The sequence below is a fragment of the Wolbachia endosymbiont of Drosophila bicornuta genome (assembly GCF_028982105.1).
In the GTDB taxonomy this organism is placed as follows: domain Bacteria; phylum Pseudomonadota; class Alphaproteobacteria; order Rickettsiales; family Anaplasmataceae; genus Wolbachia; species Wolbachia pipientis.
The window spans coordinates 1-21,510 of sequence record NZ_JAPQLF010000111.1; the positions used below are offsets into that span (position 1 = coordinate 1).

15 protein-coding genes and 1 pseudogene are annotated in these 21,510 nt (G+C 35.7%); 14 read left to right on the plus strand and 2 right to left on the minus strand.

Going from position 1 to position 21,510, the window contains the following annotated elements; genetic code table 11:
• A partial coding sequence (locus OZD68_RS03500) for a transposase (protein ID WP_275008713.1) occupies positions 1–468 on the plus strand: 468 nt, incomplete at its 5' end.
• Here OZD68_RS03500 and OZD68_RS03505 read toward each other — a convergent pair.
• Together OZD68_RS03505 and OZD68_RS03510 are read right to left on the minus strand one after the other, a co-directional pair.
• Entirely contained in the window at positions 455–1,357 is a 903-nt protein-coding gene (locus OZD68_RS03505) for a hypothetical protein (protein WP_275009015.1), read from the minus strand. The genes OZD68_RS03500 and OZD68_RS03505 overlap by 14 nt on opposite strands.
• Positions 1,358–1,530: 173 nt before the next feature.
• Positions 1,531–3,636: a cytochrome c-type biogenesis CcmF C-terminal domain-containing protein gene (locus OZD68_RS03510; RefSeq protein ID WP_458695182.1), complete on the minus strand. Its 2,106-nt coding sequence runs from the start codon at positions 3,634–3,636 to the stop codon at positions 1,531–1,533.
• Between OZD68_RS03510 and OZD68_RS03515 the strand changes: the two genes are divergently transcribed.
• From OZD68_RS03515 to OZD68_RS03575, 13 genes and pseudogenes are all read left to right on the plus strand, one after another.
• Positions 3,557–3,745, plus strand: a complete 189-nt coding sequence (locus OZD68_RS03515) for a hypothetical protein (protein ID WP_022626229.1) — start codon at positions 3,557–3,559, stop codon at positions 3,743–3,745. The genes OZD68_RS03510 and OZD68_RS03515 overlap by 80 nt on opposite strands.
• Before the next feature lie 80 nt (positions 3,746–3,825).
• Positions 3,826–5,061 carry a hypothetical protein gene (locus tag OZD68_RS03520; protein ID WP_182309197.1) on the plus strand — a complete coding sequence of 412 codons (1,236 nt, stop codon included), beginning with the start codon at positions 3,826–3,828 and terminating at the stop codon, positions 5,059–5,061.
• 114 nt (positions 5,062–5,175) lie between these two features.
• A complete protein-coding gene (locus OZD68_RS03525; protein ID WP_182309196.1) occupies positions 5,176–6,501 on the plus strand; it encodes a dihydroorotase in 1,326 nt (441 codons plus the stop codon).
• A 198-nt stretch (positions 6,502–6,699) separates the two neighbouring features.
• Positions 6,700–7,884, plus strand: coding sequence for a dicarboxylate/amino acid:cation symporter (locus OZD68_RS03530; protein WP_182309195.1), 1,185 nt, complete (start codon positions 6,700–6,702; stop codon positions 7,882–7,884).
• Positions 7,885–7,887: 3 nt separating this feature from the next.
• Positions 7,888–8,484: an orotate phosphoribosyltransferase gene (gene pyrE / locus OZD68_RS03535; RefSeq protein ID WP_182309194.1), complete on the plus strand. Its 597-nt coding sequence runs from the start codon at positions 7,888–7,890 to the stop codon at positions 8,482–8,484.
• Between the two features lie 105 nt (positions 8,485–8,589).
• Positions 8,590–10,419: a translational GTPase TypA gene (gene typA, locus OZD68_RS03540; RefSeq protein WP_182309193.1), complete on the plus strand. Its 1,830-nt coding sequence runs from the start codon at positions 8,590–8,592 to the stop codon at positions 10,417–10,419.
• A 62-nt stretch (positions 10,420–10,481) separates the two neighbouring features.
• Positions 10,482–10,727 (plus strand): annotated as a pseudogene (locus tag OZD68_RS06540) (PD-(D/E)XK nuclease family transposase); the annotation flags it as partial.
• A 1,165-nt stretch (positions 10,728–11,892) separates the two neighbouring features.
• A complete protein-coding gene (gene clpB / locus OZD68_RS03550) occupies positions 11,893–14,454 on the plus strand; it encodes an ATP-dependent chaperone ClpB (RefSeq protein WP_182309191.1) in 2,562 nt (853 codons plus the stop codon).
• Positions 14,455–14,481: 27 nt separating this feature from the next.
• Positions 14,482–19,224 (plus strand): NAD-glutamate dehydrogenase, encoded by a 4,743-nt coding sequence (locus tag OZD68_RS03555; RefSeq protein WP_182309190.1) that lies wholly within the window; start codon positions 14,482–14,484, stop codon positions 19,222–19,224.
• Between the two features lie 4 nt (positions 19,225–19,228).
• A complete protein-coding gene (gene tatB / locus OZD68_RS03560) occupies positions 19,229–19,525 on the plus strand; it encodes a Sec-independent protein translocase subunit TatB (protein ID WP_010082258.1) in 297 nt (98 codons plus the stop codon).
• Complete coding sequence (locus OZD68_RS03565) at positions 19,497–20,879, plus strand: PleD family two-component system response regulator (protein WP_182309189.1); 1,383 nt, start codon at positions 19,497–19,499, stop codon at positions 20,877–20,879. The genes tatB and OZD68_RS03565 overlap by 29 nt, the downstream gene beginning before the upstream one ends.
• 52 nt (positions 20,880–20,931) lie before the next feature.
• Positions 20,932–21,138, plus strand: a complete 207-nt coding sequence (locus tag OZD68_RS03570; RefSeq protein ID WP_275009021.1) for a hypothetical protein — start codon at positions 20,932–20,934, stop codon at positions 21,136–21,138.
• 71 nt (positions 21,139–21,209) lie between these two features.
• Positions 21,210–21,510: transposase (locus OZD68_RS03575; RefSeq protein ID WP_275009023.1), on the plus strand; the 301-nt coding region annotated here is incomplete at its 3' end.

Genomic DNA, 21,510 nt, shown 5'->3' on the forward strand with positions numbered 1-21,510 from the left:
TATACATCCTCTAAAAGAAATCAAAAATTGTTGAACTGGTCAATATTTATAACTAATGTTCCAGAAAATAAAATTAGTGCTGAGCAAGTATTAACGATTTACAGAGTAAGGTGGCAAATTGAGTTATTATTTAAATTGTATAAAAGCCATATCAGGCTTGATAAGGTAAAAGGAAAGCCATGCAGAGTATTATGTGAACTATATGCTAAATTGTGTGCAATTCTTATATTTCACGGCATAGTTGGTTGCACAGAAGTGAAAAAGAATACAGAACTTAGCTTAACAAAGGCATTTATTGATCTAAAAAGGCGGGTTAGAGAGTTATTTTTAGTATTAACCAAAATTAATAGTTTAAAAGCATTTCTTAAAAAACTCACTATAACTTGGTCGCGATTTTCATTAAAAGACAAACNTAGAAGGGCTAGAGTATCCACTTTAACCTCTCTAAATTTGCTCACAATCTCTTAACTTGACGCGTATGATCATCACCACAGTCCGAACTGTCTTCTGAGTTCCCATCACTATCTGACCAATTGTTAACTTTCGGAAATTCTGAGCTTTTCTGTTCACCTTCAAAAGTCTGATTACTACCACCAGCGCCCTTTGTCAAATTTTCTTTACTTTCACAAGAACCATCTGAACCATAGCCCTCATTCCCTTTTGGATCTGAATCATCTGGATTACAATCAGAAGTTATTTCTGTATCTTCAGAAATCTGTTGATTATCACTTTCACCTAACAAACCACCATTTGTTGGATTACATACATTTTCTGTATATTTTTGATTATTTTGTGCTTCTATTTTCCTCTTCTTGTACAACGGTTCAAACTGATCAATTTCAATCGATCGTACTCGTTTCCTTGAAGGAAAGTCCTCTGGAATCTGATCCTCATCGTCAGAATTGTGACCTGAATCACAAATTACATGATCATTGCAGGTAGAATTATGCTCTACTGAATCAGTACTTTCAAAAATTTGTGGATTATTACTCACGTCTGGCAAATCACCTGATAAACCAGTCTGATGATTATTTTCACCTGCCCAACCATCAGTTGGTGTTGTAATGCATATTCCTGTATATCTTTGGCTATCAAGAGAATCATTAGTTAATTGTACTGCTGTATAAGTTGTCCGGTCATCCTCATCATCGGAACTAATACCTGAATCATGGCCATCACCTTCTTCAATCTTTTGAGTTTCTATATCGTGTTCATTTATTTCGCTCGACGAATCATAGTTGGAAGGGTTATACTGTTGGTTAGGACGTTTAAAAATTTGATGCCAATCGCTGTAAGGCTCCTTAAAATCGAAAGCAGTGCGTATAGCTTTTTCCTTGTCTGATACCCAACCATTCATATTGTATAACAATTACTCACTAATCCCTTAGTGAATATCGTAATATATAGGTCTGTCAATAAAAAAATATAACTTTCTTTGGTTCTAACCTTTGCAAATCAGTATCTATAGCCCGGTAATTTCTCATATATTGCACTCTGGACCTAGGAGCGTTGTTAATAAATCCACGACAGCTAGACAACCTTCGCCCGTTTACTAAAAGGAAAAGCAGCAAAGAGCGAACCAAAAGCGATAAGAAAGGATCCAAGCCAGATTATAGACATTCCAGGTTTATAGTGCACTTTGGCTGCGATTTTGCTCTTACTCTTATCAATCTCTCCAATTACAACATAAATATCAGAAAATAAATTGTGGTAGATACTGCTTTCAACATTTTTCTGACCTTCCACAAGGTAAAATCTATATTCAGGGGTCATCTCACCTAATATCTTATTATTCAGCAAATTCCTGATATCCATTGTACCCCTCACTGCATGGAAATTTTTTTCTTTTATTAGCTCAATATTTCGTAAAGTAACTTTAAATTTATTGACTGTTATGCTATCCCCTATTTTTAGGTAATTTTCTTTTTTCTCCTGCCAACCAACCGAATATGCTATACCAAGCACTAGAATTGCCACTCCAGCATGAGCTGCCATCATTGCATAGTAGGATTTAGAAACTTTTCTTGCTAATAAAATTGATTCACCAAATGCTACCTTAAATAAACAAATTCTTTTACTGTATGCTTCTAAAACAAAGATTAATAATGCTATGGAGATAGTAATTGATAGCACAATTATTAGCTCCATGTGAAAAATAAACGGCAAAATAGCTGCAGCACTACAAAATGAAAATCTATATTCACGGAATATTGGCAATAGACTATTTCCCTGCCAACTGCAGTATTGCCCAATTATCGTGAGGGCTAGAATAGCCAGTGCAATAGTGTTAAATAAGGAATTATAGTATGGTGCTCCAACTGAAATTAATTCACCGGTTAAATATTCGAGCACTGTAGGGTATAAAGTGCCAACGAACACAATGAAAAAGGCAGTGATGAATAATAAATTGTTCATCAGCATCATCGTAAGGCGTGAAAAGAATCTTCTACCCTCTGTCACTTGAGTAGCAGGTTTCTTTTCAGATTCCAGTGTCAAGCATTGGAATGACATCGCAGACGTGTGATTTTTTCTCGTAAATACTACAAATATTACTAAGCTACTGACTGTAATTACACCAAGTAGAGCTAATATATATAGTCCATATCTTGGATCATCTGCAAACGTGTGCACTGAGGTAAGTATTCCTGAGCGGACTAGAAATGTTCCAGTCACACTCAATATAAAAGTTGTAAGCGTAAGTAAAATAGCAAAGTTCCTTAAAACATTGAAATTTCGCACCACAAGCAACAAATGTGTCAGCGCTACTGCAATTAGCCACGGCATCAAAGAAACGTTTTCCACTGGATCCCAAAACCAAAATCCACCCCACCCAAGTTCGCGATATGCCCACCAGCTACCTAAGCTGATGCCCAAAGTGAGCAGCGACCAAGAAATAAGTACCCAAGGCCTGACAATTTTAGCCCAAACATTTCCTTCAGTATTTAAAATTAATCCAGCTATAGAGAGCGAAAAAGGAACGCTAAATCCAAGGTACCCCAAATATAATATCGGTGGATGAATAGCAAGGCCTATATCCTGCAATATCGGATTAAAACCAAATCCATCTGTTTCAATGCCTGGCATTTTAGTGAAGGGGCTGGATTCAATTAAAGTGAACAGCAAAAAACAAAAGCAAATCAGCCCATGAGTGATAAGAGATATTTTTTTTAATTTACTACCATTAGTTCGTTCTGGTGTCATTCCAGTGCTTGACACTGGAATCCAGTTTTTATTACACTGCCATTTGATGTACTCATTTGCAATTAAATTGTCTGGATCCCAGTGTCTGGGCACTTGGATGACAGAAGAAGAGACTGGGATGACAGAGGGGGAAACTGCGATGACAGAAGGTATATAAATATCCATTAGTAATAAATACATGACAAGCACTAAGGTCCAAAGCAACATGGATCCTTCTTTGTTTCCCCAAACACCACAAATCTTGTAGATCAAAGGTTTTGTTGTGTGTGAGTGGTAGTATACGTTTTCAAGTGAAAAATCATTTGTAATGTGGCAGTAGATCAAAATAGCCATTGACACTGATACACAAAAAAATATGGCAGTGGTAATAAACCGACAAGAACTAAGCGGTAAAAACAAATATGTCAAAGACAATAAGCAGGCTAGCAATAGCAATATATTCCCAAGTTCAGGCATAAAAAATTATAGTTTTTATATAAACAATATTACTGATGACAAGTTAGAAGTTAAAGTGTTAATTGATGCTAGCATAATGCTCCCGTAGTTAGCTGTGCTAGTATTAATTAAAAATTAAATATTAAATCTTTATACTTTTATAGATAGCGTTAATATTGAGGTAACATTGTGGGTACAACTAAGATTAGTAAATTTCCATTCAATATAAAAGGTAAAGTGGCAAAACAACATGCCGAACCAATAATCGAAAAAAATCTCTATACTATTTTAGGATTCAAAGATATAGAAGATTTTGAAAATAAGACAAGTAAGCTTGTTAATAAAAAAGTTTGGCAATCATTTGTTGACTGCTTTGCAAAAGAAATAGATTATGCAGCAACCGAAAAAGTTGTAAAAAGCATAGTTTGTAACATTGCAAAGAGTGATCGCGGTGATGCTTTTACCAAAACTGAACATCTCATATTAAATGAAAAACAAGATAATAAAAAGAGAGAAAAAGCGATTAGAAAAGCTATTAGTATTTTGAGAAAAATCAATCCAGAAAAAGCCTTTAATGAACTTTCAGTAATAAAAAAACAAGCTGAAGATTTTTTACAAACCGATTTTTGTAAAGCACAGAGTAAATCACTTCAAGGATTTGCTCCCTCTGGTGGACAGCTCTTTGCGGAAACTCTGAAATATATAGAAACACTAGAAAGATTATCCGAAGTAAAAAAAGAAGCGCTAGTTAAAGATTTCTTGTTAAATCATGTTAGTTCATTGAATAAAAAGTATCCTAAATCACAAGGTAAAAGGGAAGATGCTATAACAATACTATCAAGTGATGAGTTGAAGAATTTTTACAATAAAGGTGTAGAAGAAGGAATATTACAACCAATGGCATCTTACAAAGAATGTAGAAACCTGTATGACAAAATGAACCAGATAAAAAATGAATCCAAAAGTATAATTAAAAGAGAAGAACGGGAAGAAAATTCGAAGAAAATAGATAAGTCGATAGTCAGCGCGATTAATGACATAAAAAAACATATAGAAGCAATCCTTAAATGTAAAGACTTTCAAAGTTCTTACATAAAAGAGAAAAAAGAACATCCATTTAGAGGCAACGCATGTCAAAAAATGATTGATATATATCAAGAGAGAATTGTTGGATATCAGGAGAAAATTCGTCAAAACTTAAACCAAATAAAAGCGATATTAAAAAGTGCGCCGCAAGAAATGGATGAAGAATTAGAGGAAATAATCGATGGTATACATGAAGCAAAACAGTTCGATGAAGATTTTGATTCAGCTTTAATTTGTTTATCGAACATGCAGAATGAGCCAGATATTCAACTGGAAAATCCTCCAACAGAGCTAAGAGTTTCACACATTAACGTTAAAACTAAGCTAATTAGGTTATAAGGGCGGGATTTTTGGGATAATTTTAATTCAAGACAGCTCTTAGTCTGTGTTTTAATTTGGTTGTGTTTTATTAAAAAAACTTTAGATTTATTGCATAATTGATACTCAAATATAATGACTCAAACTTGGAATTTGTTGCAAACAGGGCAAAAGGAAGGCTATAAAATTGCGTATACTAATGCTCGTATTATCGACCCAGAAACTAAACTTGATATAAAAGGTTCGCTATTGACTGAAGGGGATAAAATTGTTGATTTTGGCGAATCATTATTTTCAACAAGTGGAGTTGATGAAACAATAGACTGTAAAGGGCTTGTTCTAATGCCAGGCCTTATTGACATTCACGTACATTTTCGTGAACCAGGCCAGGAACATAAAGAAACTATATATACAGGCAGCAAATCTGCAGCTGCGGGGGGAGTTACAACTGTAGTTTGTCAGCCAAACACTGTTCCAGCAATTGATAGCGTTATTTTGGCTAAATATTTGAAATATAGAGCACTTGAAACTTCACATGTAAACGTTGAATTTTACGCTAAAATCACCACTTCGGAAGAACACCTGACTGAAATGGCACTTTTAAAGGAAGCAGGTGCGGTTGGGTTCACCGATGATGGCATGCCAGTTATGAACCCAATGATTATGAGACAGGCGCTGCTTTATTCAAGTATGCTGAATGTTCCTATTGCTCAACACGCAGAAGATTTAAATTTATCAGCAGGTGGTGCAATCAACGAAGGTAAAATTTCTGAAGAATTGGGAGTAAAGGGGATCTTAAGTGCGTCAGAATCGGTTATGGTAAGTCGCGATATACTGCTCATGAAAGATATGGAGAATGTGCACTACCATATTCTACATGTCTCTTCAAAAGATTCACTTGATGCTATTAAACGTGCAAAAGATTTGGGATTAAATGTTACGTGCGAAGTAACCCCTCATCACTTCACTTTGACTGAAGATATAGTAAAACAACATGGGGCAATTGCAAAAATGAACCCGCCACTTCGCACTGAAGAAGATCGTTTAGCTATGGTTGAAGGTTTAAAGACAGGTGTGATTGATTGCATTGCAAACGATCATGCTCCGCATGATCGTAGTTCTAAAGATCTGCCACTTGAAAATGCTGCATTTGGTATTGTTGGTCTTGAAACAATGCTGCCCCTTTCACTTGAACTCTATCACAGTGGGCAAATGGGTCTACTTGATGTGCTCGCAAAATTGACATATAAGCCTGCAGATATAATACACATACCACGTGGTCGTATACAAAAAAACCTTGCTGCAGACTTAATTTTAGTTGACCTCAATCATGAATGGGAAATTAAAACTGACAACTTTGCTAGTAAATCAAAGAATTCTCCTTTCGATGGTCGCAAAGTAAAAGGACACGTAGTACGTACTGTTGTGTCCGGCAAAACTATATACTCGCAGAAGAGTTAGTTATCATATCTTATCTATTCCAATTTGTTATCACCAGAATGGGCTAAGTGCACCTAAATTTAGATTAAGAAATCTTACACTGTCTCCGAATAAACACATACTCTTATCTTTCCCTAATCTGTAAAGTTATTTTGTCTATCAATCTGATTCCAAAACAGCAAAATTATTGTATAATGTTACTTTGAAGTTTTATTTTCAATGCACAAGTTTGCAATACTTTTTTCTATACTGCTTGCAATAGTTGCTTACTACCTAAACAATGAAATCATATTTGAAATAGCAAAGCTATTTAGTGATATCTTTATCAGCTTGCTCAAATTAATAAGCTTACCTCTGGTTTTTTTATCCATAGTTTCCACAATTTCCGGGCTCAAAGACTCAATTGAAATCAAAGTCTTAGTTAAGAAAACACTATTTTATACTCTGCTTACAACTATTATAGCTGCGTTTGTTGCATTATCGTTTTATTTGTTAATAGATCCAGCAAGAAAAAATTTCATAAGTAATACAATAGGGAGTATTAACAGCAATAACCACAGTTATTTTTCATATTTAAAATCACTCATTCCTTCTAATTTTGTGCAAGTTTTTCTTGAAAATAATATGATTGGTAGCATATTAATCGCTTTTTTGATGGGTGGAGCTATTGTTTCACTTTCAAAAGAAAAGCAGGATATATTACATCAAATATTCTCTGCACTTTTTGATACGCTACTTAAAATTGCTCAGGGGTTACTAAAATTCATTCCGCTTGCTGTGTGGTCCTTTATCACATGTTTTTTGCATGAATTAAAAGGCGGTAGTGAGTTCTACAATCTTTTATGGTATTTTGTTTGCATAATGTCTGCAAATTTTGTGCAGGCATTTCTGATTTTACCGCTATTTATGTGGTATAAAGGCATATCAACAATTCAAACGCTGAAAGGGGTTATGCCAGCACTCACACTTGCGTTTTTTTCTAAATCATCCAGTGCAACATTGCCAACAACTATAGAATGTGTGCAGAACAAGCTAAAGGTGCCAAAGAAATTATCGTCTTTTATTTTACCAATATGCACAACGATTAACATGAATGCATGTGCTGCATTTATACTAATCACTGTAATGTTTGTTGCAGAAATGAACGGATACGTATTTTCCTTAAGCGAAATGTTGATATGGATTTTTTTAGCTACAGGGGCTGCAATTGGTAACGCTGGAGTGCCGATGGGGTGCTATTTTATGGCAACCAGTTATCTCATGTCGATGAATGTTCCTCTGCATATTATGGGACTGATTTTGCCTATTTATACAATCATCGATATGTTTGAAACTGCAATAAATGTGTGGTCTGATGTTTGTATCACTCAGATAATTAATAAAGAATGTAATAGTGAAACTTAAAAAATGATATTAGACGAAAATAACCTAATAATAAAAGAATTTAAAGAAGCAGAAGCAATTTTGCATGGGCATTTTGTTTTATCATCCGGGCTGCATAGTGACACATACATGCAGTGTGCGAAGATTTTTGAAAATCCAAGCAGAGCCATGAAAGTTTGCGCATTATTAGCAGATAAAATAAAAAAAGAATTAAATAGCTCCATAGATTTAATATTATCTCCTGCAATTGGTGGAATAATTGTGGGTTATGAGATTGGCAGGCAGCTTGGAATAAAGACAATGTTTTGCGAGCGCGTTAATGGTAAGTTTGAATTACGCCGTGGATTTAAGATCAAAAAGGGTGAGAAAATATTGCTCATTGAAGATGTAATAACCACAGGTAAATCTTCACTTGAAGCAGTGGAATGTGCAGAAGGGGAAGGAGGTAAAGTTGTTGCTGAAGCTTCTTTGATAAAGAGAAATAGTGAAACGAAACTGCCTTTTCCTGTCATATCTTTGATCGAACTGAACATCAAAAACTACAGCGAGGAAGAACTTCCAAGTGAATTAAAACAACTACCCATAACAAAACCTGGGAGTAGGGAATATTTAACAAAGTAATCCTATAATATCTTGGAAACACAGCATTTATACACAGCTTTAGTTATTTACTCCAAGTGTATTTTATGTATACTTATTACTAAATTAATTTTGAGATGATAGAAAATGAACGAATTTAAATCGATCCGAAATATAGCAATAATCGCACACGTTGACCACGGCAAAACTACTTTACTTGATAACATGTTAAAACAAAGTGGCACATTCCGCGAGAATCAAGAAGTTCAAGAACGAGTGATGGATAGTGGTGATCAAGAGCGTGAACGCGGAATTACAATACTTGCAAAATGTACATCAATAATGTGGTGCAATGAAAAGATCAATATTATTGACACGCCAGGGCACGCGGACTTTGGTGGGGAAGTGGAAAGGGTATTGTGCATGGCAGATGGTGTGTTGCTGCTGGTTGACGCTGCAGAAGGTCCCATGCCACAAACAAAATTTGTGCTCTCAAAAGCACTAAAAGCAAATTTGAAGCCAATTGTGATAATCAATAAGGTCGACCGACCAGACAGCAGAATTGATGAAGTATTAAATGAAATGTATGAGTTATTTTTTAACCTTGATGCAACCAACGAGCAGCTAGATTTTCCAGTGTTGTATGCTTCAGGTAGAAATGGCTGGTGTGCTAAGGAGCTTTCTGATGAAAGAAAAGATTTAAGCCCATTATTTTCAACGGTTATAGATTATATAAAACCTCCTGTTTATAATCAAAATGCACCTTTTGCTATGTTGGTCACTCTACTTGAGTCTGATAAGTTTCTTGGCAGAATATTGACAGGAAAGGTTTATCAGGGCATTGCAAAAGTCAATTCAGATCTTAAGGTGCTTGACCTCGATGGCAAAGTAATTGAACGAGGAAGATTAACTAAGTTGCTCTCATTTTCTGGCTTGAAACGCATTCCAGTAGAACAAGCTGTGGCGGGAGACATAATTGCAATTGCAGGACTTGAGGAAGCTTCGGTTTCAGATACTATAGCAGCACCAGAAGTTACAACTGCAGTAAGCTCAACTCCAGTTGATCCGCCAACAATGGCGATTACTCTGAGCGTTAATGATTCACCTTTTGCTGGGCAAGAAGGTACAAAGCTTACTTCAACTGCTATAAAGGATCGTTTATATGCGGAAGCAGAAACAAATGTTGCAATTACTGTGACTTTGGCACCAAGCGGTGAAGCATTTGAAGTAGGTGGGCGTGGTGAGTTACAGCTTGGAGTGTTAATTGAAAATATGAGGAGAGAAGGTTTTGAGCTTTCGGTATCACGCCCTCGCGTGTTATTTAAAGAAGAAGGCGGTAAAAAACTTGAACCTATAGAGGAAGTAGTAATTGATGTAGATGATGAATATAGTGGAATCATCATGGAAAAACTCAGCTTCCGTAAAGGTGAAGTAACTGACATGAGACCCTCTGGTAATGGCAGGACAAGATTAACGTTTTTAGTGCCATCAAGAGGATTAATCGGTTATCAAGGAGAGTTTTTAACTGATTCTCGTGGCACAGGCATAATTAACCGTTTATTTCACAGTTATGCTCCACATAGAGGTCCAATTTCTGGAAGGCGCAATGGAGTTTTAATTTCTACAGATAAGGGTGAGGCTGTGGCATATGCAATTTTCAATTTGCAAGACAGGGGAATTATGTTTATTAAGCCACAGGATAAGGTATATTGTGGCATGGTTGTCGGCCAGCATAGCCGTGACAATGATTTGGAGATAAATGTGTTAAAGGGTAAGCAATTAACAAACGTAAGAGCTTCAGGTAGTGATGAAGCTATAAAGCTCACTCCACCAAAGATAATGACACTGGAGGATATGATAGCGTATATAGATGATGATGAATTGGTGGAAGTAACTCCAAAATCTATACGTTTACGCAAGAAATTCCTTGATCCAAATGAACGTAAGCGTGCAGGAAGGGCAAAGAATAAGGAGTAATCAGAGGTTGAACATTTGCGAAAAATAGTGTATAATTATTCGTCTCCTAATTGTATTTAATTATGGCCTTTTCGAAATTTCTCGATCCAAAAAACAATTTCGCGTTCAAGAGAATATTTGGCACTGAGAAAAATAAAGATATTCTCATTCACTTTCTCAATGATATATTGTGCTTCGCTGGCAAAGATGAAATAGAAGAAATAGAATTTCTCAGCACTATCATGGATGCTGAGATTGCCTCTAAAAAACAAAGTATTGTTGATGTTTTCTGTACTGATTCTGCTGGAACCCAGCTAATTATTGAAATGGTGCGACCTGAAAGTCTTCGGTCATATTGTTTAAAAGGAGAGGAATTCCTTCAGAAAGAAACTAAAAGAGTTCTAAAACTTATTAAACCAGATGTTTTGCCATCTGAGTCTACGCATCAGTGCGAATCGGGTAACCGGTTGGTGCCAAGCGATGCGGACAATGAACCTCCTCTTGAAAAAGAAGATGCTCAATCGTGAAAGGAGCATAAACTACAAGCATCATGTGGTTGGAGAGCTAGGCTTAGTGGTATGGTGAACGTAAGTGAAGCTTCATAAGTATCGTAACGATTAAAGAGCTAAAGATGCTGATAAGCTCCGACCAAAAGGTAATGTGACATTTTTCATTTCTGGATGTACGCAAATCACCGGTATAGAGAAGTCACCTAACCCACTGTTGTATGACAGAAGGAACAGGGTAAGCCTGTATTTCCGCCTATATGGCAAGCAAACCGCAAGGAACGCTGATGAAAATGCAGGTAAAGGATAATGGAGAAAGCGAATGCCATTTTGTAACGAAATGTATAGAATTTGTAACATTAATTCGCGTGAAAACGAGCAGATTTCCATTTGGTCCCTCGTGACAAGAAACTTTGTTAACCACTTGAGGTAGAGAAGCAGATGACCTTACCCACAGAAATGATGAAGAAATTAGGAATATTTTTTACAAAAAGGACAATATAGCACTTCTCGCAATAGTCCGAATAGGATAAGATATGTGCTTATGGCTATGGTAGAGCAGTAGCATATTATGATCTGTTCGGATTATTGTAAAAAGAGCTATACTAACAAAAGAACTTTATTCTATTTAAAATATAAAGTTACAATAAATTTTCCTGTCATCTCCAAATAAATTACATTAACTTAGTATTGTATATTGTTAATAACTTAAATAATACAACCATTTTCAGCAACAAAAACCAAAGGTCTTGAGATACAAGATATAGCTCTTTTTACAATAATCCGAACAGACCGTAATATGCTACTGGCCTGCTATAGCCATAAACACATATCTTATCGCATTCGGACTATTATAAGAAAGGCTATACTATGATAGTTCCTTTTTTAAGAAAGTTTTAAATTTCATACTTAACAATAAGCAACTTTAGGTTTAAATTTATGAAATCAGTTGTTATATACATCAGCAAATACGAATTTAACTGGTGTTATGGACTTAAATAAATTTACCGAAAAAGCAAAAAGTCTAATTCAAAGTGCTCAGATGAAAGCGTTGGGAGCTGGGCATCAGATTTTTATGCCTGAGCATTTACTAAAAGTGATGCTTGAAGATGAATCAGGTTTAGTTCAGGATTTGATAAACGCTTGTGGTGGAAATGTGCAGAGTATTTCCGATGCTGTGGATAGTGCAATAAAAAAGTTGCCAGTAATTGAAGGTCCAGGAAGTGGTGGCCTTCAACTTTCAAGAGAAATAGCAAAAGTTTTTGAAGATTCAATTGGTATTGCAAAGAGAAATAAAGATTCATTTGTTGCTGTCGAGCGTTTACTGCAGGGCCTCACTGCACAAAAAGATGATACTGTAGGCAAAATTCTGGCAGAGAATGGTGTGACTCCACAAAAACTGAACTCAGTTGTTGCAGAAATGAGAAAGGGCGGCAGTGCGGACTCGCCAAACAGTGAGGAAAAATTAAATGCGGCAAAGAAATATACAAAAGATGTTACAGAGCTTGCTATGCAAGGAAAGCTTGATCCTGTAATTGGTCGTGATGAAGAGATCAGAAGAACTATGCAGGTATCACTGAGGCGGACAAAAAATAATCCAGTGCTGATCGGTGAACCTGGTGTTGGAAAAACTGCAATAGTTGAGGGGCTTGCAAATAGAATTGTTGCAAACGATGTACCACTTGGTTTGCATGATGCAAAGGTCTTAGCTTTGGATCTTGGAGCACTAATTGCTGGCACTAAGTTTAGAGGAGAATTTGAAGAAAGGTTAAAAGCAGTTATTAATGAGCTTTCGAGAGCGGAGGGAAAAGTTATCTTGTTTATAGATGAGCTTCATACTTTAGTTGAAGCAGGAGCAGCAAGTGGTGCAATGGATGCCTCGAATCTGCTAAAGCCTGCTCTTGCGCGTGGAGAAATTCGCTGTATAGGAGCCACAACTTTAGATGAATATCGTCAGCATATAGAAAAAGATCCTGCACTTGCAAGGCGTTTCCAGCCCGTGTTTATTTCTCAACCAACTGAAACTGATACCATTTCAATACTCAGGGGTTTGAAGGAAAGATATGAGGTGCATCATGGTATAAGAATTACAGACGGTGCAATAATTGCTGCTGCAACGTTGTCCAATAGATATATAACAGATAGGTTTTTACCTGATAAAGCAATTGATTTGATTGATGAAGCAGCAAGTAGGGTGAGAATTGAAATGGATAGCAAGCCTGAAGTTATTGATGAACTTGAGAGAAAGGTTATACAGCTAAAGATTGAAGCAGAGGCTTTAAAAAAAGAAAGTGATGAAAATTCTAAACAGCGTTTAAAAAAGATAAATGAAGAGATCGAAAATCTAAACAGTAAATTTGCTGACTTGAACAGCAAATGGCAGATGGAAAAGAATAAAATAGCTAGAATACAAGAAACAGCCGAAAAATTAGATAACGCTAGAAAAGAGCTGGAATTGGCTCAGCGGAGTGGAAATTTAGGAAAAGCAGGAGAGCTGATGTATGGTGTGATCCCTCAGCTTGAGAATGAATTAAAAAATCAGGAAAAGGTTACTGATAGTTTCTTAAAGAAAGAAGTGACTGGAGATGATATTGCAAACATTGTTTCAAAGTGGACAGGAATTCCAGTTAATAATATGATGCATAGTGAAAAGGAAAAACTCCTTAACATGGAGAATGAAATAGGAAGAAGAGTAATAGGGCAGAAAGATGCAATAGAAGGGATAAGTAATGCAGTTAGGCGCTCCCGCTCTGGGGTGCAAGATACTAATCGACCTTTTGGTTCATTCTTATTCTTAGGCTCAACCGGGGTTGGTAAAACCGAACTTGCGAAAGCCTTAGCTGAATTTCTGTTTGACGATCAATCAGCGCTTCTGCGTTTTGATATGTCAGAATATATGGAAAAACATTCTGTTTCAAAGCTAATTGGCGCGCCTCCAGGGTATGTTGGCTATGAACAAGGTGGCAGATTAACTGAAGCGGTAAGAAGAAGGCCATATCAGGTTATTCTGTTTGATGAAATCGAGAAAGCAAATCCAGATATATTTAATCTATTGCTACAGATCTTGGATGAGGGGAGACTCACTGATAGTCATGGTAAATTAATTGATTTTCGCAACACCATACTGATTTTAACTTCTAACCTTGGCGCTGAGATAATGCTAAAAGGGAATGTTGATTCTGTAAGAAATGAAGTGATGCAAATAGTTAAATCAACATTTCGTCCAGAATTTTTAAACAGGCTGGATGAAATTATTATATTTCACAGTTTAACCAGAGATGACATCTATAAAATTATAGATGTTCAATTTTCTTATTTACAAAAAACACTTGCTAAGCGTAAACTGAGTATAAGTTTGTCGCAGGAAGCTAAAGAACTAATAGCACAAACTGGCTATGACCCTGAATATGGAGCAAGGCCCTTAAAAAGGGTTATACAAGAGTGTATTCAAAATAATTTAGCTAAATTAGTTTTATCAGGGGAAGTAGTAGAAAATGATGAGCTAATAGTGTACGCTCTTGATAATGAAATCTTAGTTAAAAAGGTTTAAGTTCACTGTGTATTTTTGTTAAAAAAAATGTGTATAGATCATAATGTTGACACTGAGTCTTTATTTAAGCTAGCTGATCAAGAAAATCAGCAAGATAAAGAAAAAATTAAAAAATTCATTAAGTATTTTTATAGTTTTGTTTATAAAAGCGACCTAAAAGCCAATGATAAGTTTTTGCTATATATTGTAAACGATGCTTACAATTTTGTTTCTCAAAAAGAGAAAGATGAAAGTAAGTTAGTAGTAAGCAATATAGATGATATACCAGGAATAGAAGGCGATTTTACCACGATTAAGATAACAAACGATGATATGCCATTTTTGGTTGATTCTGTTATTGCAACTATTAAATCGCACGATTTAACCATATGCTATTACAGCAACAGCATAATTAACATTAAAAGAAAAGATGGCCTAATAGACGAGATTTACTCTTTGGAAGAAAGCAATGGAGTCAAAGAGTCAGTCATATATGTAATTATCAAAGGTATAAGTGACAGCTTTGTTGATACATTAAAAGAATCTCTACAGAAAACGCTGAAAGCGGTTAATTGCGTTGTGAAAGATTGGCACTTAATGCTCAAGAAACTTGATGAGGCAAGTCTTTCTGTCATCCCAGCTGGGATCCAGGAAAAGGACACGTGGATTCCAGTGTCACGCACTGGAATGACACCAGACCGAAATCAAGAGCAAAAAGATTTTCTAGTTTGGTTAAAGAATAATAATTTTGTATTTCTAGGTTATCAAGAATATATTGCTGGTAAAGATGAAAAACTCGTCTGTGATGGCAAAAAGGACCTTGGCCTGATGAGAGTAGGTCAAAGTACGTTGATTCCTTCTGCAAACCTTGATTCCCTATACATATTGAGATCAGATCTAATCTCAATAGTCCATCGGCGTACATACATGAATTGTATAGGAGTAAAAGAATTTGATGACCAGGGTAATGTAGTAAAGGAACGGCGTTTTTTCGGGCTATTTACTTCTGTAGCGGAGGTCCAAGATATTCGAACTATTCCAATAATAAAAGATAAAGTTAAAGTTATAGAAAAAAATGCAGGATTTGTAACCGGGGGCCACAACAATAAAGCTTTGATTTCTATTTTGCAAGTGTTCTCTCGTGATGAATTATTCCAATCAAATGAAGACGAATTATTTAAAATTTGCATTTTGATCATGTCTCTTGCGATTAGGCCAAGGGTCAGATTATTTTTAAGAAGAGTCGGGGATTTTATTAGTTGCATAGTGCTGATACCGATGCGTTATGCTAGCGCTAGGCTAATGTTCAAGATACGTGACATATTGAAGGATGAGACAAGTGCAGGAAGTTCAGATATTTATAACAATCACATTATCAATGAATATGATTTGATGAAATTGCATGTAGTGCTAAAGACCAAAAATGCTAGCGTTCTTGATGATGAAGTTTTGCGTATCGAAAACAAATTAAGAAACATTACAGAAAAGTGGGAAGATCGTTTTATAGACAATTTATACAATACTTTTAGCACTGTTGAGGATATATTCATCCGTTATTGCAAGGCATTTCCAATAAGCTATCAAGAGAGTTTCGAACCTCATGACGCATATTACGATATGAAAAAATTGGAGATAGTGAGGAAGAAAGGAGTTAGCGAGGTCGATTTAAGACTTACTCGTGATAATCTTAATTATCAATTAAAGGTTTATACTCCAAACAATGGAGGCCTTGAATTATCGAAGATATTAAGGATCACTAAGAATTTGGGAGCTAAAATTCTATCTCATAATGGCTATTACATAGAAATTAACGGTGGAATATGGATACACCATTTTGTGTTGTCAAGAGTCGATGAATTAATAGACAACATTACTCTAAAAGAGCAATTTGAAATAACACTTGCGAAAGTGTTTAGCAAGGAAATTAAAAATGACTATTTCAATAGTTTGATCATTATTGCTGGGCTCAAGTGGAAGGAAGTGCTTCTGATTAGAGCGCTAAGTGCCTATCTAAAGCAGACGTCATTTAACTACAACCCAGAATATATCCAAAAGGTAGTCTCAGAGTATCCAAAAGTAGTAAAGTATTTGATACAACTATTTCATGCAAGATTTGATCCTAACATAGACATTGATAGAGCAGAAACTACAGACATTGTCAGAGAAAAAATTGAGGAACTTCTAAAAGAGATCAGCAATGTTTCACATGATTACGTTTTGCGCTCGATATTTAACTTGATAATAGCTATTTTAAGGACCAGTTATTATCAAGATAATAAACCCTACTTATCCATAAAATTTGACTCAAGTAAAGTGAATGGTTTGCCTGATCCTAGTCCGTATCGTGAATTATATATTTATTCAAACCTTTTTGAGGGAATACATCTAAGAGGAGGGAAATTAGCCCGTGGTGGCTTAAGGTGGTCGGATAGGACGGAAGATTTTCGCACTGAAGTTTTGGGGCTCATGAAAGCTCAGATGACAAAAAATGCGGTTATTGTCCCTGTTGGCGCAAAGGGTGGGTTTGTAATTAAGCAAGTTTATAAAGACAAAGATACTTTAAGAGAGAAAAGTGTTGAGTGCTATAAGAGTTTTATTAGAGGAATGCTTGATATTACTGATAACGTGGTTGATGGTGAAATAATTCCACCAGAGAATGTGATTAGGTATGATGAAGACGATCCATACTTGGTAGTTGCAGCAGATAAAGGCACTGCTTCATTTTCTGATTATGCCAACCAGATAGCCTCTGAGTACAATTTTTGGCTTGGCGATGCATTTGCATCTGGTGGATCAGCAGGTTATGATCACAAAAAAATGGGTATTACAGCCAAAGGTGCATGGATTGCAGCACAGAGGCATTTTTGGAAAATGAATAAGGATATTTACCAGGATGCAACTGTTATTGGAATTGGGGATATGGCTGGCGACTTATTTGGAAATGGTATGCTGCTTTCAAAAAATATACATTTAATCGGCGCATTTAACCATATGCATATTTTTGTTGACCCAAACCCTGATGCAAAAAAGAGTTTCACAGAGCGTAAACGTCTCTTTGAGTTACCATTTTCAACTTGGATGGATTATAATAAAGATTTGATTTCTAAGGGTGGAGGAGTATTTGAGCGTAGCAGTAAGCAAGTAAACATTTCTCAAGAAATAAAAAAGTGCTTTGATATAACAGAAGATATGCTACCTCCAAGTGATTTGATTAGATATCTATTGAAAGCAAAAGTGGACTTCATATGGAATGGAGGAATCGGCACGTTTGTTAAGGCAAAGAGTGAAAATCATAGCATGGTCGGTGACAAAGCAAACGATGAGTTAAGAGTGAATGGTAAAGATATTAGAGCTTCTATGTTTATAGAGGGTGGAAATCTTGGTTGTACACAGTTTGGAAGAATAGAATATGCTGAAAAAGGTGGATATATCAATGCAGACTTTGTTGATAATTCAGCCGGAGTGATATGTTCGGACCTTGAAGTTAACATTAAGATTGCATTTGTTTCAGCTATGAAAGCAGGGGGTATTTCTTTAGAAAAAAGGAATGAAATACTGGCAAGTATGGTGGATGAAGTTGCATCCAAAGTGCTTGAGAACCACAACAAAATTGAAACAAAAGCATTACTTCTTGAGTGTTTGCAAGCTAAAGAGAGATTGGAGCAGCACCACAGGTTACTGCTCAGTTTAGAAAAATCTGGGCTGTTAAACCGAAGCGTAGAATTTCTTCCAACTGAAGAAGAGATAGCAAGGATGTTAACTGGTGCGGAAGGTTTCAGTTCTCCTCAGCTCTCTGTTCTAATGTCTTATGCTAGAACAGCAATAAAAAATGAAATTATACATTCCGATCTGTCTGAAAAAGATCTTATATCTCATGACTACTTGCTAGGTTATTTTCCTAAAAAGATGGTAACAAAGTTTAAGGATTTCATATTAAAACACCAACTTCGTAGAGAAATTATCTCTACTTGCATTGCAAATGATATAGTGAATAGAATGGGCTGTATATTCATCAATAATTTGGCTGAGAACACTGGAATTAAGATACAAGAAGCGGTTAACATATATATTGTTGTTAACCACCTGTATGATTTAAACAGCCTGTGGCAGAAAATTGATGAATTGGATGGAAAAATTGATGTTAACTCATACTTACAAATAGTGAGGAACGTGCAGAAATTTATTGGCAGAGTATCATTTTGGCTAGTGAAAAATCTTGGCAAGCTTAGCTTTGTAGAATTGGATGATGTTACAAAATTTAAAGATGCAATTGAAACTTTAGGCCAGAACTTAACTGATGTTTTAGATGAACACCTATTAAAGATCTATAGCCATGGATCAACTTCTTTAGTAGAACTTAATATAAATAAAGATCTAGCAAAAAAAGTTGCTGATCTATGCGTTCTTGCTTATGCACTGGACATTATATCTGTTGCTGAACAGACATCTTTGTCCATTCTTGATGCTGGTAAAATATACTTTGAGTTAAAGTCGCTGTTAAGATTCGATCTGATTAGAACAATTGCCATCAAGATGAAAAGCCGCTCTTCTTATTGGGATCGCAGCTTAGTTAATGATTTATTGGACGATTTAAGCAATTACCATCACAAGCTAGCTGTTAAAGTCATAAAAGCTACTGATAACCCCGAAGATAAGGTTCAAACCTGGGCTTGTGATGATAAGGACTACATAGAACGTTATAATAGTTTTTTAGATGAGATGGTTGCTTCTAAACTTGATTTAAGCAAATTAATATTTATAATCAGAAGGATTAAAGTACTTGCTTCATAGGAAAATGTTCAATATAGGTCTTTCAGAAATTTTAGTTGTAGCTTTAGTGAGCATAATTGTTCTTGATAAAAATAAGGTACCTGTATTTATTGATTTTATTAAGACTATATATAGGTATTTTACAATTGTAAGGTTAAAAGCCAGAAGGTTATTGAAGGATGCCGGAATTGAAGACTTATATAAAGAGTGTAATACTGAGAAAGTAAATTACATAGTTGGTAAAAATGGTAAGCTTTATCCTACTTACGATATAGATAATACATCTAAAGATAATGACAGCGAAGATTCTGGTAGTAGATGATGTACTATCTAATGTCAAGCTTTTAGAAGCTCGACTAAAAGCAGAGTACTATACGGTTATCGTGGCTCATGATGGTGAAGAAGCTATAGATTTAGTAGCAAAGCAGCAGCCTGATATTATATTACTTGATATCATGATGCCAAAGATGAATGGCTTTGAAGTTTGTAAGGAGCTAAAGAGTGATCCCTCGACAACCCATATTCCAATAATTATGGTAACTGCGCTGCATGATACTCATGATAGAGTGCAAGGTATTAATGCTGGCGCGGATGATTTTCTGACTAAACCAATAAACGAAACTGCTTTATCTGCACGAATTAAGTCTCTCACACGCTTAAAGATGATTATCGATGAATTGCGTTTGAGAGGAGAAACTAACGCTGAGATTGGTGGAGTCGCAGGAAACAGTATTATGGATTATTCCAATCAGATTTTTGATGCTAACATACTTGTTATAGATGAGGATGTTCATCAAGCAGAGCAGATATATAATATATTAAAGCAACGCTTTAGGTCAATTAAAATACTGAGTGATCCAATGGAAGCATTGAAGGTTGGTATTGAGAATGGTTACGACCTGATCATTTCTGATATGCAATTTTCAAAAACTGACGGCTTGCGTTTGTGTTCTGAGTTTCGTAGTAAGGTGGAAACACGTTATACACCAATTCTGATTCTTTCTGAGGATTATGATAAAAACAATTTAGTAAAAGCACTTGATGTAGGTGCTAATGATTATTTAACAGTACCTTTGGATGAGGGTGAGCTAATAGCAAGGGTTAATTCGCAAGTAAAACGCAAAAGATATCAAGATGCCTTGAGAATGAATTTATTTAATAATGCGGAAATGTCTATAAAGGACCCATTAACTAACTGTTATAATAGAAGATATTTTGATGCACACTTAAGAAACATTGTTAAGGACTCTGTGGAAAAGGATAGAAGGTTGTCTCTTATGATACTTGATATAGACTATTTTAAGATAGTGAATGACAGTTTTGGGCATAGTGCTGGAGATGAACTTTTAAAGCAAATACAGAAAAGAATTTCTGAAAATATCAGAGTGACAGATTTACTAGCTAGGTTTGGTGGTGAGGAGTTTGTTGTTGTAATGCCAGATACCAATGTATCAGATGCGTATACTATTGCGGAGAGAATACGAAAAATTATTGCTAAAGAACCTTTTGTACTTGCGGATAAAAATACAACCCATAATGTAACTGTGAGCATTGGAATTGCAGAAATGCAAGGATCTGACTTTGATGATATTAAAAAATTTATAGTACGTGCCGACAAATATTTATATAAAGCAAAAAACAGTGGTAGAAATAGAGTGGTTACTGGCTATAGCTAAAGTGGCTTAAGTTTACCGACAACCGTCATTCCGCTACTCGTTAGCGGAATCTATGCTGAGATACCGCGCACAACTGTACGAACGTTGTAGTTTGGGAGCAATTCCCACCAGTGGGATGTCATCCAAGTGCCCAGACACTGGGATCCAGCTTCTATGCAACTTAATTAAAAACGTTTGTTTTAGCGTAAGACAACCACCTTTAGCTCATCAGCTCAGTTATAAGCAAAATTTCTGGATTCCAGTGGGCTTTGTTGCATAGCAACTGAAAAAATCTGGTGGCTACTGACAAAATTCATTATAAAATAGCCATTTAACCTTGAAAGAAAAAATATGCCACAAAAAATGAGGGTCAGTAACCATAGCGAATATAACAAATTTCTAGAAAAAAGAGGAAATATTTTTCATTATATCAACGAAGCCATAGAAAAGTGGTACGAGAATGGTCCAAAAATACCAGGTGGCAACAATATTTATAGCGATAAAGTTGTAATTTTGGTGCACATAATAACTTGTTTATTTAGAATAGGCCTGAGGCAAACAGTTCGGTTTATAGCAGGATACCTTGAGCAAATTGGGAAAAATTTGCAAGTTATCAGCTATTCACAATCATCAAGAAGGTTTAAGAAACTCA